18 protein-coding genes are annotated in these 24,488 nt (G+C 60.1%); 7 read left to right on the top strand and 11 right to left on the bottom strand.

Annotated features, from left to right (window positions below):
* Window positions 1-114: 114 nt before the first annotated feature.
* Both L6758_RS00315 and L6758_RS00310 read right to left on the bottom strand, forming a co-directional pair.
* The gene (locus tag L6758_RS00315) at window positions 115-1,476 is read right to left on the bottom strand and encodes a class II 3-deoxy-7-phosphoheptulonate synthase (RefSeq protein WP_237205005.1); all 1,362 of its coding nucleotides are present in this window, start codon (window positions 1,474-1,476) and stop codon (window positions 115-117) included.
* A 190-nt stretch (window positions 1,477-1,666) separates the two neighbouring features.
* Entirely contained in the window at window positions 1,667-2,410 is a 744-nt protein-coding gene (locus tag L6758_RS00310) for a lysophospholipid acyltransferase family protein (RefSeq protein ID WP_237205004.1), read from the bottom strand.
* A gap of 292 nt (window positions 2,411-2,702) precedes the next feature.
* Here L6758_RS00310 and L6758_RS00305 point away from each other — a divergent pair, with 292 nt between their 5' ends.
* Entirely contained in the window at window positions 2,703-4,817 is a 2,115-nt protein-coding gene (locus tag L6758_RS00305) for an AMP-dependent synthetase/ligase (protein WP_237205003.1), read from the top strand.
* 60 nt (window positions 4,818-4,877) lie between these two features.
* Here the strand turns inward: L6758_RS00305 and L6758_RS00300 are convergent, their stop codons facing one another.
* Window positions 4,878-6,284 carry a mycothione reductase gene (locus tag L6758_RS00300; RefSeq protein ID WP_237205002.1) on the bottom strand — a complete coding sequence of 469 codons (1,407 nt, stop codon included), beginning with the start codon at window positions 6,282-6,284 and terminating at the stop codon, window positions 4,878-4,880.
* A 202-nt stretch (window positions 6,285-6,486) separates the two neighbouring features.
* Between L6758_RS00300 and efeU the strand changes: the two genes are divergently transcribed.
* From efeU to L6758_RS00285, 3 genes are read left to right on the top strand one after another with little or no spacing between them, the layout of a single operon-like run.
* The gene (gene efeU / locus L6758_RS00295) at window positions 6,487-7,401 is read left to right on the top strand and encodes an iron uptake transporter permease EfeU (RefSeq protein ID WP_237195283.1); all 915 of its coding nucleotides are present in this window, start codon (window positions 6,487-6,489) and stop codon (window positions 7,399-7,401) included.
* Between the two features lie 60 nt (window positions 7,402-7,461).
* Entirely contained in the window at window positions 7,462-8,718 is a 1,257-nt protein-coding gene (gene efeO, locus L6758_RS00290; protein WP_237205001.1) for an iron uptake system protein EfeO, read from the top strand.
* A gap of 38 nt (window positions 8,719-8,756) precedes the next feature.
* Window positions 8,757-10,046, top strand: a complete 1,290-nt coding sequence (locus L6758_RS00285; RefSeq protein WP_237205000.1) for a Dyp-type peroxidase — start codon at window positions 8,757-8,759, stop codon at window positions 10,044-10,046.
* Here L6758_RS00285 and L6758_RS00280 read toward each other — a convergent pair.
* Together L6758_RS00280 and L6758_RS00275 are read right to left on the bottom strand one after the other, a co-directional pair.
* Entirely contained in the window at window positions 10,043-10,276 is a 234-nt protein-coding gene (locus L6758_RS00280) for a hypothetical protein (protein ID WP_237204999.1), read from the bottom strand. The genes L6758_RS00285 and L6758_RS00280 overlap by 4 nt on opposite strands.
* A gap of 166 nt (window positions 10,277-10,442) precedes the next feature.
* Window positions 10,443-13,892: a pyruvate carboxylase gene (locus L6758_RS00275; RefSeq protein WP_237204998.1), complete on the bottom strand. Its 3,450-nt coding sequence runs from the start codon at window positions 13,890-13,892 to the stop codon at window positions 10,443-10,445.
* Between the two features lie 291 nt (window positions 13,893-14,183).
* On the opposite strand from L6758_RS00275, the gene L6758_RS00270 reads away from it, so the two are divergent.
* Entirely contained in the window at window positions 14,184-14,999 is an 816-nt protein-coding gene (locus L6758_RS00270; RefSeq protein WP_237205081.1) for a ParA family protein, read from the top strand.
* Window positions 15,000-15,180: 181 nt separating this feature from the next.
* Here L6758_RS00270 and L6758_RS00265 read toward each other — a convergent pair whose 3' ends face one another.
* From L6758_RS00265 to L6758_RS00245, 5 genes are all read right to left on the bottom strand, one after another.
* Window positions 15,181-15,774 (bottom strand): MerR family transcriptional regulator, encoded by a 594-nt coding sequence (locus L6758_RS00265; RefSeq protein WP_185174822.1) that lies wholly within the window; start codon window positions 15,772-15,774, stop codon window positions 15,181-15,183.
* 227 nt (window positions 15,775-16,001) lie between these two features.
* Window positions 16,002-16,757 (bottom strand): transcriptional regulator FtsR, encoded by a 756-nt coding sequence (gene ftsR / locus L6758_RS00260; RefSeq protein ID WP_237185454.1) that lies wholly within the window; start codon window positions 16,755-16,757, stop codon window positions 16,002-16,004.
* Window positions 16,758-16,759: 2 nt separating this feature from the next.
* On the bottom strand, window positions 16,760-17,200 hold the full coding sequence (locus L6758_RS00255; protein WP_237185455.1) for an FHA domain-containing protein: 441 nt from the start codon (window positions 17,198-17,200) through the stop codon (window positions 16,760-16,762).
* Between the two features lie 278 nt (window positions 17,201-17,478).
* Window positions 17,479-17,865 (bottom strand): glycine cleavage system protein GcvH, encoded by a 387-nt coding sequence (gene gcvH / locus L6758_RS00250; RefSeq protein WP_237204997.1) that lies wholly within the window; start codon window positions 17,863-17,865, stop codon window positions 17,479-17,481.
* A 240-nt stretch (window positions 17,866-18,105) separates the two neighbouring features.
* Complete coding sequence (locus L6758_RS00245) at window positions 18,106-21,591, bottom strand: proline dehydrogenase family protein (RefSeq protein WP_237204996.1); 3,486 nt, start codon at window positions 21,589-21,591, stop codon at window positions 18,106-18,108.
* Window positions 21,592-21,768: 177 nt separating this feature from the next.
* On the opposite strand from L6758_RS00245, the gene L6758_RS00240 reads away from it, so the two are divergent.
* Both L6758_RS00240 and L6758_RS00235 read left to right on the top strand, forming a co-directional pair.
* The gene (locus L6758_RS00240; RefSeq protein WP_237204995.1) at window positions 21,769-22,695 is read left to right on the top strand and encodes a LysR family transcriptional regulator; all 927 of its coding nucleotides are present in this window, start codon (window positions 21,769-21,771) and stop codon (window positions 22,693-22,695) included.
* A gap of 5 nt (window positions 22,696-22,700) precedes the next feature.
* Window positions 22,701-23,714: a hypothetical protein gene (locus L6758_RS00235; protein WP_237204994.1), complete on the top strand. Its 1,014-nt coding sequence runs from the start codon at window positions 22,701-22,703 to the stop codon at window positions 23,712-23,714.
* On the opposite strand, the gene L6758_RS00230 is transcribed toward L6758_RS00235, so the two are convergent.
* Window positions 23,656-24,378 carry a CDP-alcohol phosphatidyltransferase family protein gene (locus L6758_RS00230; protein ID WP_237185460.1) on the bottom strand — a complete coding sequence of 241 codons (723 nt, stop codon included), beginning with the start codon at window positions 24,376-24,378 and terminating at the stop codon, window positions 23,656-23,658. The two genes, L6758_RS00235 and L6758_RS00230, sit on opposite strands and share 59 nt — an antisense overlap.
* Window positions 24,379-24,488: the final 110 nt, after the last annotated feature.

Here is a 24,488-nt window from a genome sequence, read left to right as displayed (position 1 = left end):
TACAGAACCCGAGGGGAAAACCCGGGCATAGAAAAGCCGCCGTGGCCCTATTCTTGAAACCTGTGTTCAAGAGAAGGCGATGGCGGCTTGCTCTGTGCCCTAAAGGCCTTAGCCTTAGCGGCGGGCCAGGTACTCAGCAACCTGGAAAGCGATTTCCAGGGACTGCTGGTGGTTCAGTCGGGGGTCACAGAGGGTCTCGTAACGGTCAGCGAAAGCTGCTTCTTCGATGGGGTCAGAACCGCCCAGGCATTCAGCGACGTCGTCGCCGGTCATCTCTATGTGGATACCGCCGGGGAAGGTACCGAGAGCCTCGTGCACCTCGAAGAAGCCCTGAACCTCGTTCATGACGTCGTCGAAGCGGCGGGTCTTGTAACCGGACGGTACAGAGATGGTGTTGCCGTGCATGGGGTCGGTAACCCACACGACCTTGGCGCCTTCCTTCTGCACACCCTCAACGATGGCGGGCAGGTTTTCACGAATCTTGCCGGCACCCATACGGGTAATGAAGGTCAGGCGGCCGGGCTCGCGGTTGGGGTCCAGCTTATCAATCAGGGCCATGGCATCGTCGGCGGTCGTGGTGGGGCCAAGCTTCACGCCGATGGGGTTACGAACCTTGGAGAGGAAGTTGACGTGGGCATCATCCAGACCGCGGGTACGCTCACCAATCCAGAGGAAGTGGGCGGAGGTGTCGTAGGGCAGGTGGGTGCGGGAGTCAACACGGGTCATAGCGCGTTCGAAGTCCAGAAGCAGGGCCTCGTGACCGGTGTAGACATCGGTGGTCTTCAGGGGGCCGAAGTCGGTGCCGCAGGCTTCCATGAACTTGATAGCGCGGTCGATTTCGCCGGCGATGGACTCGTAGCGGGCATGGGCGGGGTTCGAGGTAAAGCCCTTGTTCCAGGAGTGGACCGAACGCAGGTCAGCAAAACCGCCCTTGGTGAAGGCACGAATCAGGTTAAGGGTGCTTGCACTGGTGTGGTAACCCTGGAGCATGCGATTGGGGTCGTGCACGCGGGACTCTTCGGTGAAGTCAAAACCGTTAACCATTTCACCGCGGAAGGAGGGCAGGGTCACGCCGTCGCGGGTCTCATCGTTCGATGAGCGGGGCTTGGAGAACTGACCGGCCATACGGCCCATCTTGACCACGGGCATAGACGCACCGTAGGTCAGCACAACCGCCATCTGCAGCAGGGTACGCACGCGGCCTGAAATCTTATCGGCGGTAGCGCCTGCGAAGGTTTCTGCGCAGTCGCCGCCCTGGAGCAGGAAGGCTTCACCTTCTGCAACGCGTGCTAGGTCGGCACGCATCTGGTCAACTTCACCGGCGAAAACCAGCGGGGGGACGCTGTTGAGTTCGTTAATTACAGCCGTGAAGTCGGGGTGGTCAGCCCACTGGGGGTGCTGGTCGATGTTGAGTGAGCGCCATTCTTCGAGCTCGGGGAAGTCGTTGGGGGTGGGTACGGCGCCGGGATTGGTCACGGGGTGACTCCTTTGTATGTGGTCGCTAGAGCCTAGCTGAGGGGTTAGGCTCTTGTCTCTTATTCAAAAGTATTGGGGTTCGTAGGGAGGGTTCAAAAGCTATGTCCACGATGTGACATACAGCTCCTAGCTGGAGCAAGACCCCGCCATAGGTCTGAGCGGGCGCCCGTGCCCGGGTAGGTGCGCCCCACTAGGAGCGGGCTTCAAGAAGCCGCGCAGTAGCCTCGTCCGCGCTGATATTTTCAGCCGTCATGAGCTTCTTTACATCGGCCGCATAGACCGGGGTGATGGGGCGTCCGGTCATCTGGCTAATCCGATCAATCACCAGGTCTGCCAGTTCCCGCTGGGCGGCCCATTCGTCGTCCCGCCCCAGATAGGGGGCCACGTCAATGGGTTCGCCGATGACGGTCTTCACCCGAATCGGCTTGCCGTCCTTCCGCAGGCGCAGGCGGTTGGAGCCAGGAACCTGCACATCCTCGTTACCAAACTGGGCAACGGGGATAATGGGGACGCCGGCCTCTAGAGCTAGGCGGGCCACACCAATTTTGGCGCGGTACAGACGTCCATCGGGGCTACGGGTCCCCTCGGGGTAGATCCCCACCAGCTTTCCCTCTCGTAGGGCGGCAACGGCAGCAGCCAGAGATTCAGCTGATTTAGCGCCACCGGAGCGGTCAATAGGTAGCTGACCCACCGAGGTGAAAAACCACTTCATCAGGCGCCCCTTAACTCCGGGCGTAGTGAAATAATCTGATTTAGCCAAGAAGAACACCTGACGCGGTGCCGCAAGAGGCAAGAAAATAGAGTCAATAAAAGACACGTGGTTACTTGCCAAAATAGCGCCGCTTGATGCCGGGATATTTTCAGCCCCCACAACCTCATGGTGATAGGCCCGCTGCAAGAAGGGCTTGAGCACGGTGCGCAGTTGCATATACATGGTGTCTCTCCTTGATGCAGGACTTATCTACGGGGCTCGTAGCTAGAGCAGTCAGCGAGCGGCTTTCCACTACATATTGTATGCCCGAGGGCGACCAGCTCAGAAACAGGAGTTACAAAGCCCTCCCCAACGAGGTGAAGCTATTCCCCTCAGAGCGTCACACCCGCAAAAAGTGGGGTTTTAGCCGGGGGCGGGCTGTAAAATGGCCAGGAAGAACCGCGTGCCCGGCATCGCCGCCAGCGCACCTTAGCCCTCCCCCGCCGCCGGGGCCCGTTAGAGACAAGGTAACACCGTGAAAGAAATTCACTCCCCCCAGATTGTTACTGTTGATCCGGCAGTCAACATCACCGACATGGTGGAACGCCGCGCTCAGGACAGCCGTAACCCTCTGGTCTACCGGGTACAGAAGTCGACCGGCAACTGGGTGCCCGTTACAGCAAAGGACTTCCGCCGCCAGGTCATTGATCTAGCCAAGGGTCTTATGGCCGCAGGTATTGGGGCGGGTGACGTCGTTGGCATTATGAGCCGCACCCGCTACGAGTGGACCCTAATTGACTTCGCCATCTGGTATGCGGGCGCTATTTCTGTGCCGGTCTATGAGACGTCCTCCCCCGCCCAGGCCGCCTGGGCCCTCTCCCACTCCGGCGCTAAGGCAGTCTTCGTTGAGAACAGCAAACTGGCAGACGTCATTAGCCAGGCCCGTGAGCTTACCGATGATGAGCTCTCCCTTGATGCTTTGAAGGACGTCTGGGTCATCGACGATTCGATTCTCCCCACCCTGGTCTCCGGTGGGTCTTCTATCTCTGACGAGGACGTGGAAGAACGCCGTTCCCTCGCCAACCTCGATACCGTGGCAACCATCGTCTATACCTCCGGCACAACCGGCCGCCCCAAGGCCTGCCCGATTACCCACGGTAACTTCGTCCGTCTCTCTGCCAATACCAAGCTCACCATCCCTGAGATTGCCAACGAGACCAACTCAACTCTGCTCTTCCTGCCCCTGGCCCACGTGCTGGGTCGCCTGATTCAGTTGCTGGCCTTCGATGCGGGCCTGACGGTAGGCCACGCCCCCAACATCAAGAACCTCTCCACCGACCTGGCCTCCTTCCAGCCCACCATGTTGCTGGTTGTACCGCGAGTCTTTGAAAAGGTCTACGAGGGGGCTATCAAGAAAGCCGAGAAGGGCGGTAAGGTCAACGCCAAGCTCTTCCAGCGCTCAGTGGACGTCGCTATCAAGTGGTCCCAGGCCAAGATTGCGGGCAAGATGACCCGTGCCCTTACCCTGCAGCACAGGTTCTATGACAAACTGGTCTACTCCAAGCTGCGCGACGCCATGGGCGGCAAGGTACGCTTTGCGGTATCCGGCGGCGGACGCCTGGCCCCCCACTACGGCCACTTCTACCACGCTGTGGGCATCGAGGTCGTTGAGGGCTACGGCCTGACCGAGACCACCGCTCCCCTGGCCGTTGGCCGCATCCGCAACTTTGATATCGGCAACGTGGGTACCCTGATTCCCGGTGGCTCTGCCCGTATCGCTGAGGACGGCGAACTCGAGTTCAAGGGCATCGGCCTGATCTCTGGCTACCTCAACAACCCCGAAGAGAACGCTGCGGCCTTCACCGAGGACGGCTGGTTCCGCACCGGCGACCTGGCCCGTATCGACGATGACGGCAAAATCTTTATTACCGGCCGCAAGAAGGAAATCATTGTGACCGCCGGCGGTAAGAACGTCATGCCGGTACCCGCCGAAGACCGCCTGCGCCAGTCCCCCTTCGTCTCCCAGGCCATGCTGGTGGGCGACGAGAAGCCCTTCATCTCGGCACTCATTACCCTGGACCCAGACGTCCTGCCCGATGAGCTCGAGCGCATCGGGCTGCCCCGCACCCTCTCCCTCAAGGAGGCCTCCACCAACCCCCGCGTCCGTGAGGCTATCCAGAAGTTCATCGACGACGCCAACGCCTTTGTGTCGAGGGCCGAGTCTATCCGCGAGTTCCGCATTCTTGATAAGGACTTCACCGAGGCCGAGGGGCATCTGACCCCCTCTATGAAGGTGCGCCGCAAGCAGGTGCTGGCTGACTTCAACTCCTATGTTGAAGACATGTACAACCGCACCAAGTCCACCGTGACCGAGACCGCCGCGCATACCGCTGAGCGTGTTCAGGAGCTGCGTGCCGAGCAGACCGAGAAATGGGACCAGTTCAAGGCTGTGCAGGCTGAGAAGATTCAGGAGTTCACCGAGACCCAGGGGCAGAAGCTACACGAGCTGGCAGATAAGATCCAGCAGGTCGCTCCCCTACCCGGAGCGAAGGACAAGGACGCCGCCAGCAACTCAGATGCCGACGAGCAGGTTGAGAAGGCCGCTAGTGACTGGGTAGAGGTCACCGAGGCAGAAAAAGACTCCCAGTAAAGTACACGACCCCCGTTCCTGTTATCAGGAGCGGGGGTCGTGCGTTAGTCGGGTCGAAGGCTAGTCGAGCTCAAGCCCCAGCAGGGCGTTCTCCACGACCTCGGTCAGGGCTGGGTGGATCCAGTACTGGCCGCGGGCCATATCGCGGGCGCTCAAGCCAAAGCTCATGGCCTGAATCAGGGGCTGAATCAGGGTGGGTGACTCCTCACCGATAAGATGGGCACCCAGCAGCTCACCGGTGTCCTTGCGGGCAATGAGCTTGCAGACGCCTTCACTATCGTCCATAGCCCAGCCGTAGGCTACGTCGCCGAACTTCTGCTCCTTGACGGTAATCTCAAATCCTTCAGCCGCAGCTTGCTCCCGTGCATGGCTTTCGGTCAGACCCACAGCGGCAATGGGCGGGTGCGTGAACACGGCAGCGGGCACATAACGGTGGTCGGTGGCGCGTAGCTGGTCGGGGTGCACGATATTCCACTGCACGGTGCGCATCTCGGCGTTCGCCACGTGCTTGAGCTGGTAGGGGGAGCTCACATCGCCCAGGGCCCAGACGCCCTTGACCGGCTGGCCGCCGGAGAGCACCCGCTGGTACTCATCCACCTGCACCAGGCCCCGCTCATCCACATCAAAGTAGGTGGCGGCATCGAGGGTATCGGAGTTGGGGGTGCGGCCCGTTGCCACCAGCACCAGGTCAGCGGGCACGGCAACCCGCTCACCGGCGTCCTCAAATACCACCGTCACAGACCCGTCGTCGGCAGCCTCGATAGCCTTCAGGGCGTGGTTGGTGCGCAGGTCCCACTGGCGGGCGGCCTCACGGGTAAAGATCTCGGCAATGGTGTCGTCGTGGCTGCGGAGCAGGCGGTCTGAGCGCACAGCCTGGGTCACCTGAGCGCCCAGACCCGAGAAGACGTGAGCAAACTCGGCTGCGATGAAGCCGCCGCCGATGACCACCACGCGCTCGGGTAGCTCATCAATACGCATGACGGTATCTGAGGTGTGCACCTGGGGCAGGTCGATACCGGGGACCTGGGGCAGGGTAACACGGGATCCGGTAGCCAGCACCAGCTGGTCAGCGGTCAGCTCAAGGCCGGACGCCGTAACCACGCTCCGGGGGCCGGTCAGCTTAGCGTATTCCTCGTAGACGTCCACGTTCTCAAGGGACTTCCGCCAGGCCAGCCCGCCCTCACTAATAGCGTCGATACGGCCGAAGATTCGGTCACGAATCTGCCGCCAGGCAGTGTGCTTGTGCTCTAGCTCTACGCCCAGACGGGCAGCGTCCTTGGCGCGGGCAACGGTAGATGCCGGGTAGACGTACATCTTGGTGGGAATACAGCCCACGTTGAGGCAGGTACCGCCGAAGCGGCCGCCGTCGATGATGGCAATCTTCTTGCCCTCGTAGTCCTCGTTGGGCAGGGAGTTACCGGAGCCAGATCCGATAATGATGAGGTCGTAGTGGCGCGAATCAGTCACAGTTTGCCTTTCGTCAGGTGCATACGTTCAGAAGAACTGAGGCACATTATCGACTATAACCGGTGGTGGCAGTTCAATATTCCCTTTATGAAGATAGGGGTAGCTCCAACCTTTTGCAGAAATCAAAGGCAGCGCTTATCTTTAACTAAGATTAGTCTTACCTAATTAATACTTGTGCTAAACCTGACTAGGAGAATGCCCGATGTTCCTGGCGACCTTTCTCATCGGCCTACGAGAAGGCCTTGAGGCCTCACTAGTTATCGGCATACTTTTGGCCTGCGTGACCAAAGTGGGTCGCAGCGACGCCCGCCCTAAAATCTGGTGGGGCGTTGGCATCGCGACAACGGTATCTCTCATCGCCGGAGCCATACTAACCTACGGTCGTTATGGTCTCAGTTTTGAGGGCCAAGAGCTCTTGGGCGGCGGCCTTTCCCTTCTTGCCGTCCTTATGGTGACCACGATGGTGTTCTGGATGGCTAAAATAGGGCCTTCCCTCAAACAAGAACTTGAAACATCCGCCAGAGCTGCGCTAGCAACCGGTAGTGGCTGGGCTATGTTCTGGCTGGCAGCTGTCACTGTCGGCAGAGAAGGTCTCGAAACTACTCTCATGCTGTGGGCCTGGTCGACGGCTCCCCAAGCACTAGCAGGCGCAATTGTTGGCATACTTCTGGCTGTTGCCCTCGGTGTTGCCATCAACAGGGGCATGATGAATTTCAACCTCAGCCGTTTTTTCGCAGTTACAGGTGCTCTGCTCATCGTGATGAGTGCCGGAATTCTTGCCTACGGAATCCATGATCTACAGGAAGCAAGATTCCTACCGGGCCCGTTCTCAGGTGCCCCCATCACCCCAACAAATTTCAGGACGGGTGAAGTACTCGTTGGATTCACCACCACCCCATTTTGGGGAGCGTCTTTTCCTTTCGGCTGGGCTTTCGACCTCCAAAACTATATAGACCCCTCAGGTGCCGTGGCATCCATCCTCAAAGGAACGGTAGGGTTCACACCCCTCATGTCCTGGCTTGAGGTCATAACCTGGGCCCTCTATCTCACCATAGTTTTCCCACTCTGGATGAAGCACCAGCGTCGGGCTACCCCCGCGGACCTCTCCCGGAGCTAACCGTCCTAGCTGCCGGTCTGCGTCCGGCTCCCCTTACCTACAGTCTCAGAAAGGCACACCATGACAACACATCGCCCCGTCCTCAGCACCCTCATCACCACCAGCCTCGCGCTAACCCTCACCGCCTGCGTCGATAAACAAGCCCAGCAGGCCGACGGGAATACGATTACAGTTTCATCTACCACCTCTGACTGCCTTGTCTCAACCAACAGCACTACGTCAGGAACGGCGCAGTTTAGTATCACCAATGACGGCGAAAAGACCACCGAGTTTTACCTTCTCGGCTCAGACGGGTTGCGAATCGTTTCTGAAAAAGAAAATATAGCTCCGGGCCAAACAGCAGACCTCACCGTATCCCTGCAGCCGGGTGAATACTACACAGCATGCAAGCCGGGCATGCGAGGTGAAAATGTGGGAACGGCAGCCTTCACCGTCACCGGTGAACCCGTTGAACTCACCGGTGAGCAGAAAGAACTCTATGAGCAGGCGGTGGATAACTACGTCAACTTCGCCAAGAATGAGGTAGGCGAACTCCTACCGCAGGTTGAGGAATTCGCCACCGCCTATATGAACGGTGATGACGAAAAAGCTCGTGAGCTCTATGCAACAACACGTATCCACTACGAACGCATTGAACCTATTGCCGAAGCTCTCGGTATTCTCGACCCCCGCATTGATTACCGCGAGATTGACTACCTAGCGGAGGCAGAACTTCTTGAACAAGATGACCCCACCTTCACCGAGTGGCTCGGTTTCCACCGCATTGAAAAAGACCTCTGGGTGCCCGCAGCCGATGCTCTCCAGCCTGACGGTAGCTCAGCACACGATGGGTGGAGCGCTTCAAGCAAGGAAGACCGGCAGCGAATCGGACAAACCCTCATCAACGATGTTCAGGCCCTCTACGATGAAATTCATTCCCCCACCTTTGCTGAAGACCAGCAGCTCAATATCACCTCTGTATCGAACGGTGCGGCTGCCCTGCTTGAAGAAATTGCAGTCGGTAAGGTAACCGGTGAAGAGAACTGGTGGAGCCACCGTGACCTCTGGGACTTCCAGGCTAACCTTGAGGGCTCCCGCATTGCTTTTGATCTGGTCGCTCCTATTGCCTCAGCTGAGTCAGAAGAGAACGCCCAGCTTGTTGAAACCATCGATGCTGCCTTCAATGATTTGCAGGCTGAACTAAATCAGTACGGCTCCTATGATGAAGGGTTCACCCCCTACAACGAGGTCAGCGAGGAGCAGCGCAAGGAGCTTACCACCAAGCTCGATGCAGTACGTGAGCCCCTCTCCCAGCTCACAGCCACCCTCGTCGACTAGTTTCTCACCCAACCCCGTCAGCACTAAGGAAAGCGACCATGAAATCTACTCCATCACACTCCCGTAGCACCTCGGGGCTGTCACGCCGTGCTGTCCTTGCTCTGACGGGGGCTGGGTCTGGTGTTACCTTACTCGGAGGTTTAGCTGCCGGTTATGCAGCTGGGAAAGGCAGCGAGTCTATCTCAGAGCAAGCCGATGTTACCTACGATTTTTATGGGGCTCACCAGGCAGGTATTACTACAGCAGCCCAAGATCGCATGCACTGCGCGGCATTTGATATGGCAGAAGACACCACCCGGGACGATCTGATTCTTCTGCTCCAAGACTGGACTTACGCCGCAAGTAGGCTAACCCTGGGGCTTGATGTCACCGCTGCCGGAGCTTTTGGAGGTGGGCCAGCCCTACCCCCGCCAGATACGGGAGAGGCCGCTGACCTAGGAGCCTCCGGTCTGACTATCACATTTGGTTTCGGTAGGAGCCTCTTTACTCAAGAGGACGGCACAGACCGCTTTGGCTTGGCAGGGCAACTACCGCAAGAGTTTGAGCCTCTACCCAAAATGGTCAATGATTTCATTGATACATCGCAGTCAGGAGGGGACCTTTTCATTCAGGCCTGTGCCTACGACCCTCAGGTTGCTGTACACGCCATCAGAAACCTCACCCGCATTGCCGTTGGAATCGCCACGCTTAGATGGTCCCAGCTAGGCTTTGGTCGCACGTCTTCAACTACATCTGCCCAAGCCACACCTCGTAACCTCTTTGGGCAGAAAGACGGCACTTCTAATATCAAGGCGGAAGAGACTGACAGGCTCGCAGAACATGTCTGGATTAATCAGGGGGTTGCAGCCGGTGGTAGCTATCTCATTGCCCGTAAGGTCTCAATGAATATTGAGGTGTGGGACGGGGTTCAACTCCAAGAGCAGGAGCGGGTGACCGGTAGGGACAAGCGCAACGGCGCTCCCCTCTCAGGCGGTGATGAGTTCACGCCTCCCGATTTTTCTGCCAGGGATGAGAAGGGAAACTTACTGATTGACGAACGCTCGCATATAGCCCGGGTACACCCTGATCATAACCAGGGCATTGCTATGCTCCGACGGGGGTATAACTACGTTGACGGAAACGATGCTCAGGGCAGACTTGCGGCAGGTCTATTCTTTATTGCTTTTGTTAACGACCCTGCGCGTTTTGCTACTGTCCATAAGAATATGGCCCGAGACGACCTTTTTGTTGAGTATCTGAAGACCCGATCCAGCTCAGTCTTCTTAGTACCTCCCGGGGTCGCCGAGGAAGGCGGGTATATCGGTCAAGCTTTCTTCGAGAAAGTTTAGCTCTCAGGATTCCGCTCAGTAGTGCCTTCGTTTGAAGATGCCTGTGCTGCAGCTTCTGCGTTATCGCGGAAGTTCTTCTGCATCTGGCGGAAAACCAGCACGTTACCGACCACGATGTGCAGGAAGCCCAGAATCATCACATAGATATTCCAGCCGCCCTGCGGAGCAAGAACCCCAGCTAGCAGCAGGATTGCGCCAAAACCAATAATCATCAGGTGAGTTACGTTCATGCTTCCTAGCCTACAGGTAGGGACCAGATTCCTCCCTAAATCCTTCTGCGCAGCACATACAATCGGCACTTTTCTGGTCCCTACTGGGAGCAAAAGAGCGGACGCCCGCCCCAGCTTACGCGAGCTGAGTGCGGGCGTCCGCCCCTTAGGTATTTCTGATACGGGGTTACTTGACGTTGACCACGATCAGCAGGTCACCACCAGCTACCTGGGAGACCTCGTTGTAGACAACGCGCTCGACGGTGCCTGAGACCGCTGAGGTGATGGAGGCTTCCATCTTCATGGCCTCGATGGTGGCTACCTGGTCGCCGGCTGAGATTTCGTCGCCGGGCTTGACCGAGATAGACACGCCACCGGCGAAGGGGGCTGCGATGTGGCCGGGGTTAGAAGCGTCTGCCTTCTCAGCTTCCTTCACGTTGGACTCCACGGAGGTGTCGCGGACGTTGACGGTGCGCTGCTGGCCGTTCAGGGTGCAGATCACCTCGCGCATGCCCTTTTCGTCGGGTTCTGAGATAGCCTGCAGGGTTGCAATCAGGCGCACGCCCTTACCCAGCGAAATCACGTGTTCGCGCTTGAACATCATGCCGTAGAGGAAGTCGCGGGTGTGCAGAATCGACAGGTCGCCGAATTCCTCGCGAGCCTTCTCGAAGTCGCGGGTGGGCCCGGCAAAGAGGAGGCGGTTGAGGGTGGCACGGCGGGTGGCTGAGTCCCCGTTCAGGGCTTCCAGATCTTCGGCTGACAGGTCGTTGACCGAGGGCTTGGAGAGCTTACGGCCTTCCAGGGCACGGGTACGGAAGGGCTCGGGCCAGCCGGCGGGCGGGGTACCCAGCTCGCCGTTGAGGAAGCCAATTACCGAGTCGGGGATATCGAACTTCTGCGGGTCCTTCTCGAAGTCCTCGGGTGAGACGCCCATACCAACCAGCTGCAGGGCGAGGTCGCCAACCACCTTCGATGAGGGGGTTACCTTGACGATATGCCCCAGCATGCGGTCCGCAGCTGCGTACATGTCCTCGATGTCCTCGAAGCGCTCCCCCAGACCCAGGGCGGTTGCCTGAGCGCGCAGGTTGGAGAGCTGGCCACCGGGGATTTCGTGGGTGTAAACACGACCGGTAGGCGATGACAGGCCCATCTCGAAGGGCTTGTAGATGGTGCGGACGGCCTCCCAGTAGGGTTCCAGCGCGCAGGCAGCTTCCAAGGTGATGGAGGGAGCGCGGTCGGTGTACTGGAGGGCTCCAACCAGGGCTGAGAAGGACGGCTGGGAGGTGGTACCCGCCATGGAGGCTGAAGCCACGTCAACAACATCCACGCCAGCCTCAACAGCGGCAAGCAGGGTGCCGACCTGACCACCTGCGGTGTCGTGGGTGTGCAGGTGAACCGGCAGGTCGAAGCGCTCGCGCAGGGCGGTAACCAGGCGGCGGGCGGCTTCCGGACGCAGCAGGCCGGCCATGTCCTTGATGGCAAGGATGTGGGCGCCGGCTTCTACCACCTGGTCAGCCAGGTTCAGGTAGTAGTCCAGGGTGTAGGTCTGCTCGGCAGGGTCCAGCATGTCGCCGGTGTAGCAGATAGCGACCTCGGCAACTGCGGTGCCGGTGGCACGCACGGCCTTGATAGCCGGGGTCATCTGGGAGACGTCGTTGAGGGAGTCGAAGATACGGAAGATATCGACGCCGGTCTCGGCTGCTTCCTTGACGAATGCGTCGGTGACCTCGGTGGGGTACGGGGTGTAGCCCACGGTGTTGCGTCCGCGCAGCAGCATCTGGATGGGCAGGTTGGGCATGGCCGCACGCAGGTGGGCCAGGCGCTCCCAGGGGTCCTCGGAGAGAAAGCGCAGGGCGACGTCGTAGGTTGCACCGCCCCAGGCTTCTACGGAGAAGAGCTCGGGGGTTACGTGGGCTACTGCGGGCGCGGCGGCCAGCAGGTCGCGTGTGCGGACGCGGGTGGCCAGCAGGGACTGGTGGGCGTCACGGAAGGTGGTGTCGGTGATTAGCACTTCCTTGGTGTCGCGTACAGCCTTGGCGAACCCTTCGGGGCCCAGTTCGAGCAGGCGCTGACGCCAGCCTGCCGGGGGTTCGTGGGTGGAAGCGTCGAAGGGTGAGCGGTAGGGCTCTTCGGTCTTGTCGCCGGGGAAGGCAGGTAGCTTCCAGCGGGGGTCAAGCCCCTCGATACGCTCGCCGTGGGGCTTATTCACGGTAACGTTTGCCAGGTACTGCAGGGCCTTGGTGCCGCGGTCGGCTGAGGGCTTCTTGGTCAGCAGCTCGGGGTGCTCATCGATGAAGGGGGTGGAGACGTCACCAGCGCGGAAGGTGGGGTCTTCGAGCACCGCCTTGATGAAGGGGATGTTGGTGGCGACGCCGCGAATACGGAACTCGGCCAGGGCGCGAGAAGCGCGGCGGACGGCGTCCTCAAAGGTGCGGCCACGGCAGGTGAGCTTGACCAGCATGGAGTCGAAGTGGGGTGAAATCTGGGCACCGGTGTAGACGGTACCGCCGTCCAGACGGATGCCAGAGCCACCGGCTGAGCGGTAGTAAGTAACCTTGCCAACGTCGGGGCGGAAGCCGTTCGCTGGGTCTTCGGTGGTGATGCGGGACTGCAGGGCAAAGCCGCGCACGCGCAAATCTTCCTGGCGGATGCCCAGGTCCTCCAGGGTCTCACCGGCAGCAATGCGCATCTGGGACTGTACCAGGTCAACGTCGGTGACCTCTTCGGTCACGGTGTGCTCAACCTGGATACGGGGGTTCATCTCGATAAAGACGTGCTGGCCAGCGCGTTCACCGGCGGTATCAACCAGGAACTCCACGGTACCGGCATTCACGTAGCCCAGTTCCTTGGCGAACTTGACCGCGTCGCGGAAGAGGGCCTGACGGATCTCTTCATCAAGGTTGGGGGCGGGGGCGATCTCAACGACCTTCTGGTGGCGGCGCTGCAGGGAGCAGTCACGCTCAAAAAGGTGAACGATGTTGCCCTCACCGTCGGCCAGGATCTGCACCTCAATGTGGCGGGGGCGCAGCACTGCCTGCTCAAGGAAGACAGTGGGGTCACCGAAGGCGGTGTCGGCCTCGCGCATAGCCGCTTCCATAGCGGGGCGCAGGTCTTCACGCTTCTCAACGCGGCGCATACCGCGGCCGCCACCACCGGCAACAGCCTTGACGAAGATGGGGAAGCCAATTTCTTCAGCCTCAGCCAGCAGCTTCTCAACATCTGCACTGGGCTCAGTGGACTTGAGCACCGGGATACCGGCACGGCGGGCAGCCTTCAGCGCCTCAACCTTGTTACCGGCCAGTTCCAGAACCTCCGGCGGGGGGCCGATGAAGGTGATACCGGCGTCCGCAGCGGCACGGGCCAGCTCAGGGTTCTCAGAGAGGAAGCCGTAGCCCGGGTAGATAGCATCAGCGCCGGCTTCTTTGGCGACGCGAATAATCTCCTCAACATCGAGGTAGGCACGGACGGGATGGCCCTCTTCACCAATCGGGTAGGCCTCGTCGGCCTGCTGACGGTGAATGGAGTGGCGGTCTTCGTAGGGGAAGACGCCGACGGTCTTAGCGCCGAGCTCGTAGGCCGCACGGTAAGCGCGGATTGCGATTTCGCCGCGGTTAGCGACCAGAATCTTTGAAAACATTTTCTTCCGTTCCGCCCCACCCAGCACAGCGGGGTGCGGTGAGGCTAAGCCACAGTTCGTGTGTGAACACCTCAAATATATCTTTAGACTTCCTAAAGCACCTGGTTTTGTCTCATTTTTTGTGATGCGGGACGTAATGAAAAGATTTTATTGTGAGCATGACTACACAGTGCCTTGTTGCTCGCTGTGAGCTTGCCTGACTTTCTACGCCGCGTGGCGGTAGCTGGCACACCTCTTCGGTAGCATAGAAGGTCAGTGTGTATCCGCCGAATTTGAGAGGCTTTCGTGGCAATGAGCAGCGTGGTAAGTATCAGCAGTCTAAAAGGCGGCGTAGGCAAAACATCGGTCGTGCTGGGGCTGGCGTCCGCTGCTCAGGCAAGCAGCCTGCGCACCCTCGTCATCGACCTCGACCCCCACGGGGACGCCTCAACCGGCCTCGGCGTGAACACCGCCGAAGGCACCGACATGGGTACCATTCTGCTCGCCCCTTCCGATTTTTCCCTGGCGGACGAGCTCGCCCCCGCTTCGTGGGCCGCCCTCGGCAGCCTGGGCAACGCCTCCCGCACCGGACTGGACGCAGGCACCTGGGTTGGGCGCGCGTCCGCCCGTCTCACCTCCCTAGAACAGCTCGACTCAGCCACCCTGCTCCCCCGCCTGGCAGACCTCCTTGAGCCTGTCCGTGAGAGCTTTGACCTGATTCTCATCGACTGCCCGCCCACCCTGGGCCGTCTCACCGAGATGGCGTGGGCTGCTTCTGACCGGGTGCTGTCTGTCGCCGAGCCTTCCCTCTTCTCTGTCGCGGGCTCCGAACGCACCCTGCGCGCCATTGCCCGCTTCGAAGCCAATACCCCCTATGCCGTGGAGTCTGCCTCTATCGTGATCAATAAGGTGCGTGCAGGCGACCCCGAACACGACTATCGCATCGAGGAAATGAAGGTACTCTTCGGCGACCTGGTCGCTGAGACTATCCTGCCCGAGACGCACCTGCTCCAGCGCATTCAGGGGTCCGCCTACCCCGTGCACTACTGGCCCGAGGAAGAAGCCCAGGAACTCGCCAGCGCCTTCACCGCACTACTGGCGGGCCTGCTCGATGTAGCTACGGAATAAGACGTATAGAGGGCACGGAGCTCACGCTTGCTGTTGACCCTCTCGCAGCTTCGCTTCGCTCAGGCGCGATTCACGCCAGCCCCAGCCAACAGCTTCGCCGTGAGCCCGTGCCCTCCCCGTTAGCGCAGCAAAAAACTACCCCTCCTTCGCATCTGCGAGGCGGGGTAGTTTTCTATGTTCTTTAGGCGCCGGCTTTGCGGGCTCGGCGGGCCGAAAGTTCGTCGTGGATCTCGGTCTCTGCTTGGATTTCCTGGGCGGTGCTTTCGCCGGGCAGTTCGCTCAGCGATACTTCCAGTTCGCGCCAGACGCGACCGATGGCGATACCGAAGACACCCTGGCCTGCCTGCACCAGGTCAATTACCTCAGATGCCGAGGTACATTCGTAGACCGATGCACCGTCAGACATGAGGGTGATTCCGGCAAGATCCTCAACGCCGCGGGAGCGCAGGTGGTCGACCGAGGTGCGAATCTGCTGGAGAGATACGCCGGTATCAAGCAGGCTCTTAACGATTTTGAGTACGAGCACATCGCGGAAAGAGTAAAGACGCTGGGAGCCAGAACCCTGGGCTGAGCGGACGGTGGGCTCCACCAGGTGGGTGCGAGCCCAGTAGTCGAGCTGGCGGTAAGTAATGCCCGCTGCCTTGCAGGCGGTGGGGCCGCGGTAGCCCAGGTTCTCATCAACCAGAGAAACAGGGTCGTCAAAGAGGACGCCCTGCTCACCTACCGGTGAGGTGCGGGGCATGACATCTTCAAAGCCCAGCAGGGGCTGATCCATGGGGGCAGGTACGCCTCGCAGCGCGGCGGGAGCGCTAGGTTCACCGTTGTACTGTGTCACGGCTTGAGGTTCCTTCCCTTGAACTAATCATGGACTCTCTTATCCTACCTGCCCGGCCACCCTTTTGTCGGTTAATCGGTCGGCAGGGGCACCGGCGTTTTAACGTGGTTCTGGTCATTAAGACAGACCACGTTCACCCGGTGCCCCTCGCGCAAGGTTAGGTGGGGTTAGTCGAAGCTGGGCATACTCCCGGCTACCAGGGCCATGTGCAGGCGGAGCAGCAGCTGGGCAATATCACCGGCGAGTTCGGCCGCACGGGCCTGGGACTCTTCGTCCTTACGCAGGGCCAGGGGGCCCACCGCGGTTTCAACCAGGTCGACTTCGCGGTCGGCAGCGGCCCGGAAGGCTCGCAGGTGGCGCGGGTGCAGACCGTGAGCGGTGAGCTGGTCGCTCACCCTCGTAACAGCCAGGTCGTACTGGTCGTACTCTTCTTTGTTGTCTGCCAGCAGACCGTAGTTCATGAGCTCACGTAGCAGGGGCATATCGACCCCGGCTGCCTGGCCCAGCTCACGCAGGGTGTAGGTGCGGGCCGGTTCTGCCTCGGCTGCCGGGCGGGCGCTCGGCAGCTCTTCGGCACCCGGCTGCGCGGACGCGTCCGCCCCGCTCCCCTGCCCCTCGGCAGGTTCGCTACCGGGGGCGGGTGCTAGCCCCGCGTCGATGTCAGCCAGGCGCTGGCGGATCACCTTGAGCGGCAGGTACTGGTCGCGCTGCAGCTGCAGCACAAAACGCAGGCGCTCAATATCTTCTTCGGAGTACTTGCGGTAGCCGGTATTGGTACGCTGCGGGCTCACCAGACCCTTATCTTCAAGAAAGCGAATCTTCGAGGCGCTAATGCCCTCAAATTCCCCTTCAAGGGCGCTGAGCACCTGACCGATGGTCTTATTTTTTGCCCCAGCAGTTTCAGCAGAGTGAGCCTGAGCCATGGTTACTGCCCCTGGCCCTGGTAGAAGGCGAAGTGGAACTTGCCGATGTAGATTTCGTCGCCGTTGCGCAGGTAGGCCTCGTCCACGCGGTCTTTGTTCACGTAGGTGCCGTTCAGGGAGTCAGCATCGGTCAGGATGAAGCTGCCCGCGTTGGGGATGAAGAGGGCGTGGCGGCGGGAGACGGTGACGTCGTCCAGGTAGATGTCTGACTGGGGGCTACGGCCTGCGATGATGGGCAGGTCAGCGCCATCTTCGTCGGTTTCGGGGTTCAGGAGGAAGCGCGCGCCCTTGAACTGGCCGTCCAGACCAATGAGGACGGCCGACCCGGCGGGCAGGGTTGCCAGCAGGTCGCGTTCTTCGGCGGTGGGGTTATGGGACTGGGATACACCCAGGGCTACCATGGCGATGGTGCTTGTGGGCGGGTGTGCTTCATGCTGGGCCATACGGTCTCGTCCTTATGTCTTCGGGCGGCGGGGCCTACGCCCGTACTGTGCCTGTGTTCTAAATGTTATGTGTGGTGTGGTGTAAGCGGTTCAAGGTCACGAAATGGTAAACAGTGAACCGTTCGTTTAATCTTAGCCATTTCGCCTCTATTCTGCCCGGTTCGCGCCGTGTTCTCCCACCAAATTTTCCTGTTTTTTACCCAGAGCAAAAGGGCCGCCTTTCCCTGCGGAAAAGACGGCCCTTGCACGGGCTCATAGCATGGTGCTACTGCCGGGTTTTAGGCAATTTCTGCCTCGTAGTCGGCAGCTGAAAGCAGGCCTTCAATGTCTGCGGCGTCGTTGGGGCGAACCTCGATGAGCCAGCCCGCGCCGTAGGGGTCTGAGTTCACGGTTTCGGGGGCATCTGCCAGGTCTTCGTTGACGGCAACAACTTCACCGGCGATGGGGGCAAAGAGGTCTGAGACGCTCTTGGTGGATTCAATTTCGCCGAAGGTTGCTTCTGCGTCGATGGATTCGCCTACCTCGGGCAGGTCAACGTAGACGACGTCGCCCAGTTCGCCCTGTGCGTGGTCGGTAACACCGATGCGGACGGTGCCATCAGCGGTGAGTTCGCTGACCCACTCGTGTTCTTTGGTGTACTTGAGTTCTGCAGGAACGTTGCTCATCGGAGGTGTCCTTTTCTTTCGTGGGACTTTTGTGGGAGTGCCGATCGAGGTGCGTGAAACTCGACGAGGTGAGCTCCGACGAGGGAGAAGGAGCTCTCACCTAACGATTATATGACACAGGGTACAGGTGCTGGTGGCGGGCGCCACCGAAACGGCCGGGTTTTCTCTTAAATAAAAAGGACGCCCCACCCCACTTCCCTGCGGAGGGGAAGCGGGGTGGGGCGTCCTTACCTAGACCTCTTAGATAACACCCTCAGAGAACTTGTAGGGGTTGCCGAAGCGGTGGGCGGTGATGGAGACTGCCTGCTCGCGGACGAAGGGCAGCATCTCGATGCGGCCGGCTTCGGTAACAGGCTGGAAGTAGACCGCGATGTCGGGGCGGCCGTCGAGTGCCTCGTAGATGCTGGTGGCGTCGCTACCGATGTAGCGGATGCGGGCACCTTCGAAGGTGGTTCCCTCAAGCTGCTTTGAGGGGGTCTTTGCAATCTTGGCCAGCGAAGCACGGTAGGCGGCGTCGCTCTGCTCAACCAAGGTGACACCCGCACCGCGCAGGGCGCCGGCAACAGCTACCGGGATGCTCTGGCCGGTGGAGAACTCGATGGTGGCACCGGCTGCTACACCTGCCAGCAAGACGCGCAGGGCGCGGTCGCGGTCGCCGTCCTCGTCCAGACGCACCTGAACGGTGGTGGGCAGGTAGCGCAGGATGTTGCGCTCAACGCCCAGCTGGCTGGGGTCGTGGCCCACACCGAACTCGGTGGCCCAGGCCTCGGCATCGGAGCTTGCCGCGCGGGCCAGCATGTCGAGGGAACCGTCGTTGGTGGCGGTGGGTTCGCGCAGGGCAGCCAGGATGGAGCGGACGCCCGCGTGTGAGGGGGCGGTGGTGGCGGTGGACTCTGCGGTCTCCCAGTCGGAGAGGGCAACCAGGTAGTTGGGGCCACCGGCCTTGGTGCCGGAACCTACGGTTGACTTCTTCCAGCCACCGAAGGGCTGACGCTGCACGATAGCGCCGGTGATGCCGCGGTTGACGTAGAGGTTACCTGCCTGGACCTTGGAGAGCCAGAGTTCCAGCTCGCCGGAGTCAAGGGAGTGCAAGCCAGCGGTCAGACCGTAGTCGGTGGCGTTCTGCAGTTCGATAGCCTCTTCGAGGGTAGCGGCCTTCATGACGCCCAGGATGGGGCCGAAGTACTCGGTCAGGTGGTATTCGCTGCCGGGCTTGACGCCTGCGCGAACGCCGGGTGACCAGAGGCGGCCGGTCTCATCGAGCTGTTCGGGCTTGATAATCCAGGTTTCACCCTCACCCAGGGTGGTCAAACCTCGCTTGAGCTTGCCCTCGGGCTTCTCGATGACGGGACCCATTTCTGACTCGATGTCCTGGGGGTGGGCAACGTGCAGGGACTTCACGGCGTCAACCAGCTGGTTGTAGAAGCGCTTGGACTCCCCTACCGAGCCGACCAGAATCACGGTGGATGCAGCCGAGCACTTCTGGCCTGCGTGGCCGAAGGCTGAGTAGACGACGTCCTTGACCGCCAGGTCGAGGTCGGCATTGGGGGTGACGATGATGGAGTTCTTGCCGGAGGTCTCACCGAAGAGGGGCAGATCCTTACGCCAGGATCGGAACATCTCGGCGGTCTCATAGCCACCGGTCAGAATCAGGCGGTCAACGGCGGGGTGGGCAATCATCTTTGAACCGGCGTCGCGGTCGGTGACCTTGACCAGGCGCAGGGCCTCGCGGGGTACACCAGCTTCCCACAGCACCTCAGCAATGAGGGCACCAATGCGGGCGGTGTTGGAGGCGGGCTTGAAGATAACCGCTGAACCCGCTGCCAGGGCTGAGATAACACCACCGACGGGGATCGCGGTGGGGAAGTTCCACGGCGGGATGACCAGGGTTAGCTTGACCGGGTGATGCTGGGCGCCGTCTACCGAGTCGAGGCGCTCTGCCAGCATGGCGTAGTAGTAGGCGAAGTCAACGGCTTCTGAGACTTCAACGTCGCCCTGGTCCAGGGTCTTGCCAGCCTCGTGGGCCATGATTTCCATGAAGTCGCCGCGGCGTACTGCCAGGGCTACAGCTACCTTACGCAGAATCTCGGCACGCTCTGAGGCGGGGCGGGCACCCCAGGCCTCGCCAGCTGCCACAGTCTCGGCAACTAGGGTTTCGGCGTCCTCGGCAGAACCCAGCTCATTGGCGGCCAGGGTTTCGATACCGATCTGGGTGGTCTTTGAACGCTCCAGGATAGCGCGGCCCCACTCGCGGTTACCTGCCAGGGCGGGGTCGGTATCGGGGGTGTTTTCGAAGGTGCCGTCGGCGGGCTTGAATACGTTCTCTTCGGTTTCTTCCAGACGGTTCTGGGTACGCTGCGGGGGCTGTACCTCGTCGGTGACCTCGTTCAGGGAGCGCAGGAAGCGGTTCTTCTCGCGGTCAAAGAGGGCCGGTGAAGAATCGAGGTCGAAAACGGCACTCATGAAGTTCTCGCTTGAGGCGTTTTCCTCCAGGCGGCGAACCAGGTAGGAGATTGCAACGTCGAACTCTTCGGGGCGTACTACGGGGGTGTAGAGCAGCAGGTGGCCTACGCGCTGGCGAATGACCTCAGCCTGCTGGGAGGCCATACCGATGAGCATTTCGAACTCGATGTCCTTTTCAACACCGCGATCTTCGGCCAGCAGCAGGGCGAAGGCGACGTCGAAGAGGTTGTGACCGGCAACACCCAGGCGGATGTTCTTGGTGTGCTCGGGTTGCAGGGCGTAGTTGAGGATGCGCTTGTAGTTGGTATCTGAGTCCTGCTTGGAGTCGCAGGTGGTCAGGGGCCAACCGTGTACAGCGGCTTCAACCTTCTCCATAGAAAGGTTGGCACCCTTAACCAGGCGGACCTTAATACGGGCACCGCCGGCCTCAACACGCTTAGCTGCCCATTCCTGCAGGCGCTGCATCGCAGCCAGGGTGTCGGGCAGGTAGGCCTGGAGCACGATACCGGCTTCAAGGTTCTTCAGGTGGGGCTGGTCAAGGATCTTGGTGAAGACCTCGATGGTCATATCGAGGTCCTTGTACTCTTCCATGTCCAGGTTGATGAACTTCTGGGCGGGAGAGTTGGCGGCCAGCTCGTAGAGGGGGGTGAGGCGGCGGACGGCTTCGTCCACGACCTCTTCGAAGGCCCAGTGGGAGTGGGGGCCAGAAACGGAGGACACCTTGATGGAGACATAGTCGACGTCGTCGCGGGCCAGCAGGCGCTTGGTTTCGGTCAGGCGGCGCTCTGCTTCGCGGTCGCCAAGCACTGCTTCACCGAGCAGGTTGATGTTGAGCTTGTTGCCGGTTGAGGTGAGGTGCTTGATGGCGGGGCCCAGCTTTTCGTCGCGGGCATCGACAATCAGGTGGCCGACCATCTGGCGCAGGACGGTGCGGGCGATCGGCACGGTGGGCCAGGAGGCCTTAGCGGCCAGCTTGCCACCCAAACCTACGGCGCTCTTCATGTACCAGGGAAGGAAGGAGGGCACGATGGGGGCAATGCGGCCCAGGTTCTTACCGGCAACGGCCTGGTCTTCGGGGCGTACCACACCGTCGACAAAGCCGACGGTAAATTCAAGGCCGTTGGGGTCCTTCAGGACGCCTGCCAGCTTCTCTGCTGCGGGGTCGGCGGGGATGTTCTGGGCTGCTTTGACCCAGTCGGCGACGAGCTGGACGGCCTGGTCAGCTAGCTGCTGGTGGTGGGTATCGCTAAAAGGCTGTGCCAAGGGTGGTACCTCCTGCTAGCCCGCACAAGGGCGGGGTGAATTTGTTGCTTGTTATCCATTTCACCATCTTTAGGTGTAAGTTACACTATTAGAAAAAATGAATATTATTTAGGCAGTACGTTTAGTTCTGCTAATCTGTATTCGTGACGCTATTCACCCCTTCCTAAGGAGTGCCCCATGTACGATTTGCGCCGCCTGGCCATGCTGCTTGAGATCCACGAGCGAGGCACGCTCGCCGCTACAGCTAAAGCCCTACACCTGACGTCCTCCGCTATATCCCAGCAGATAACCACCCTGGAAAAAGAGGTGGGCACTCCCCTGCTGCGTAAGGTGGGGCGCCGGGTGGAGCTGACCACCGAGGCTCTGATTCTGGTGGAGAGCACCCGCAATATTTTGAAGGAGCTGGACGCCGCCCGCACCCGCATCACCCTGCTGGAGGGGGTACCTGCCGGGCAGGTACGACTGGCGATTTTCCAATCGGCAGCCAAGGCTCTGTTGCCGGGCGCCCTGGCCCATCTGACAGAGCATGCCCCGCAGGTGCAGCTACACGTGGTGCAGATTGACCCCGAAACCGGTCTCTCACTGACCCGAAGCCGGGAGTTTGACCTTGTGATTGCAGAATCCTACCCCCACCACTACATTCCCGAGTACCCCGAGCTCACCTCTGAACTCTTGACCGAGGACGCCCTCAACCTAGTAGTTGCCACCGATTCCGAGGTTGAGAGCTTGGACGATGCAGCCCGCCTGCCCTGGGTTTTTGAGGGTGAGCATAATACGTCACGCACCTGGGGTATCAATCAGTGCCGGGCTGCGGGGTTTGAGCCGCAGGTGCGCTATGTAATCGATGATTTGAACACGCATTTGCAGCTGGCAGCGGGCGGGGCAGCGGCCATTATGCCGTCCTTTGCCCTGCCCGCTGCCGGCAACGAGTTGAGCCGGGCACACGGGGTGAAGGCTATTCCGCTGCCAGGTGCCCCCTACCGCGAAATTTATGTGGCTACCCGCACCGAAAGCACAGGCCAACCCGCTATTAGGGCGGTGAAGGACGCCCTGCAAACAGCGGTGGCCACTCCCCCGCATCTGGACCCAAAAAGAAGGCAGTAAAACACATGTTCACCCTTTTTTCAGTTGCAGAGACCCCCATCGCCCAAGATTTTTCCCTTGACCCCACCGTACTGGCTGAAGTAGCTGACACTCCATGCCTAGGGCGCTTACTCTCTTCCCATGTACTTGAGGTTGAATCTCTGAGTTATTTGGGTAGCCAAGCCCCCACCGCGGCAATGGAAAACCTGGGACCTGCCCTTCGCTATTCCATAGAACGGCGGATTTGCCTCTGGCTCGGTCTTGTAGATGTAAATGACCTACCCCGTATCCAGGCTATTCTTGGTGACTCCTGCCAAGTAGCGGGCCCAGAAGTCAGCCCACCTGAGAGCTGGAAACACCGTCTACCTACAAGCTCCAGCGTCCAGCCCATCGCCGTCAGCCCCCAGCGACTCCTGCGGATCCTCCTAGCCCCCTCCAGCCCCCTCCAAGAATGTACCCTGCGGCACCTTGAAGGCATCGACCCCAAACGTATAGCCAGGTCAGAACTCCTTGAGCTGCAGAGCAAGGGAATCCCCATGGTTCCCCGCTCCCTACCATTCCGGCTAGCCCATTCACCGATAGTGTGGGCCTACGCCCTGATCATGCTCTATTCGGCATGCCGGGCAATTCCGGTGGCCTTCCTGCCAGGTTTCCAGGGCAACATATGGATACTGTGGGGCCTAGACGTCGGCGGGGCCCTCCCCTATGCCTGGGGTGTCATTGCCATGTTTACCGCCCAAAAGGTCCTGGTACGCCTTGCCGCCCTCGTCCTTGCGCTTATTACCTTCCTGGCCCCCTATGCCTATTTCTGGTCCGCTGGCCAACACTACCCTTTCTATGCCAATGTCATTGTGGCCTGCATTATCACCTGCGCGGTAGGATTTGAAGTTTTCCGATATATACGCGAAAAACGGGTGCGGGCCCGAGTAGCTCAGGCAGGCGCTCCCCCCTTTTCACCGATAACTGCGGTGGGTGCTTATCCTAGTCAGCCAGTTTTCTGGGCTGCTCTGCACCGAAGAAGGTCCGCCAGGCACAGGTGACAACGAACCAGCCCCCGCTGATCCAAAAAGCCACCAGCAACCAGAAGGGTTTTGCGGGGGCAAGGGCAATGAGGGCAGCCGTTGCTGCAATCCAAACAGTGATAGCTGCGATGTTAATACCCATAAACCTCTTCACACGGAAAGGATGGGTGTAATAGGTGGGGGTCAGGGTCAAGACGGCCAGGAGGACGATAGCAATGATATTGAAGGTGGCACCGGTGCCCATAATAAACATCACGGCAGCAACGATATTCCAGGCTGCGGGGAACCCAACGAAGTAGAAATCGCTGGATTTCCACTGTTCGTTGGCGTAGCAAAACATGGAAGAGGTCAGAACCAGAATAACGAGGGCCAAGGCCACAGGCTGCGGGCCGAGTGGTAGGGCAAGGTACATGAAGAGGGCAGGGATGAAGGTCCAGGTGAGGTAGTCGACGGCGATGTCGACGATTCCTCCGTCAAACCAGGGGATGACGTCCTTAACCCGGGCCTTACGGGCCAGGGTTCCGTCAACAGCGTCAACGACTAAGGCAATGCCCAGCCACAGCCACATAGCGGTGTAGTCCCCTTCTATGAGGGCGATCCCGGCGAGGGTTGCCCAGGCGAGGCCTGTGAGAGTGAAGGCGTGGACGAGCCAGGCGGCTAGTCGCTGTTTGGCGGTTGGCATGGTTGCCCTTTCTGGCGTATGAAGTGGCTGCTGAGGTCTAAGGGTCGGTCTCTACTGTAGCTGTTTTTGGTCCCGACCCTCAGCGTCCAGTGCCCACTTTTCTTTCGAAT

It is taken from the genome of Rothia nasimurium, assembly GCF_928382285.1.
GTDB classification, from domain to species: Bacteria; Actinomycetota; Actinomycetes; order Actinomycetales; family Micrococcaceae; genus Rothia; species Rothia nasimurium_E.
The sequence above is the reverse complement of the archived record's forward strand: the minus strand, read 5'-3'. Positions and strand labels throughout refer to the sequence as shown.

Bases quoted from the DNA above. Each gene is read 5' to 3' on its own strand.
- L6758_RS00310 (WP_237205004.1), bottom strand. From the start codon at position 2,410: ATGTATATGCAACTGCGCACCGTGCTCAAGCCCTTCTTGCAGCGGGCC.
- efeU (WP_237195283.1), top strand. From the start codon at position 6,487: ATGTTCCTGGCGACCTTTCTCATCGGCCTACGAGAAGGCCTTGAGGCC.
- efeO (WP_237205001.1), top strand. From the start codon at position 7,462: ATGACAACACATCGCCCCGTCCTCAGCACCCTCATCACCACCAGCCTC.
- L6758_RS00285 (WP_237205000.1), top strand. From the start codon at position 8,757: ATGAAATCTACTCCATCACACTCCCGTAGCACCTCGGGGCTGTCACGC.
- L6758_RS00280 (WP_237204999.1), bottom strand. From the start codon at position 10,276: ATGAACGTAACTCACCTGATGATTATTGGTTTTGGCGCAATCCTGCTG.
- L6758_RS00275 (WP_237204998.1), bottom strand. From the start codon at position 13,892: ATGTTTTCAAAGATTCTGGTCGCTAACCGCGGCGAAATCGCAATCCGC.
- L6758_RS00270 (WP_237205081.1), top strand. From the start codon at position 14,184: ATGAGCAGCGTGGTAAGTATCAGCAGTCTAAAAGGCGGCGTAGGCAAA.
- L6758_RS00265 (WP_185174822.1), bottom strand. From the start codon at position 15,774: ATGGATCAGCCCCTGCTGGGCTTTGAAGATGTCATGCCCCGCACCTCA.
- ftsR (WP_237185454.1), bottom strand. From the start codon at position 16,757: ATGGCTCAGGCTCACTCTGCTGAAACTGCTGGGGCAAAAAATAAGACC.
- L6758_RS00255 (WP_237185455.1), bottom strand. From the start codon at position 17,200: ATGGCCCAGCATGAAGCACACCCGCCCACAAGCACCATCGCCATGGTA.
- gcvH (WP_237204997.1), bottom strand. From the start codon at position 17,865: ATGAGCAACGTTCCTGCAGAACTCAAGTACACCAAAGAACACGAGTGG.
- L6758_RS00240 (WP_237204995.1), top strand. From the start codon at position 21,769: ATGTACGATTTGCGCCGCCTGGCCATGCTGCTTGAGATCCACGAGCGA.
- L6758_RS00235 (WP_237204994.1), top strand. From the start codon at position 22,701: ATGTTCACCCTTTTTTCAGTTGCAGAGACCCCCATCGCCCAAGATTTT.
- L6758_RS00230 (WP_237185460.1), bottom strand. From the start codon at position 24,378: ATGCCAACCGCCAAACAGCGACTAGCCGCCTGGCTCGTCCACGCCTTC.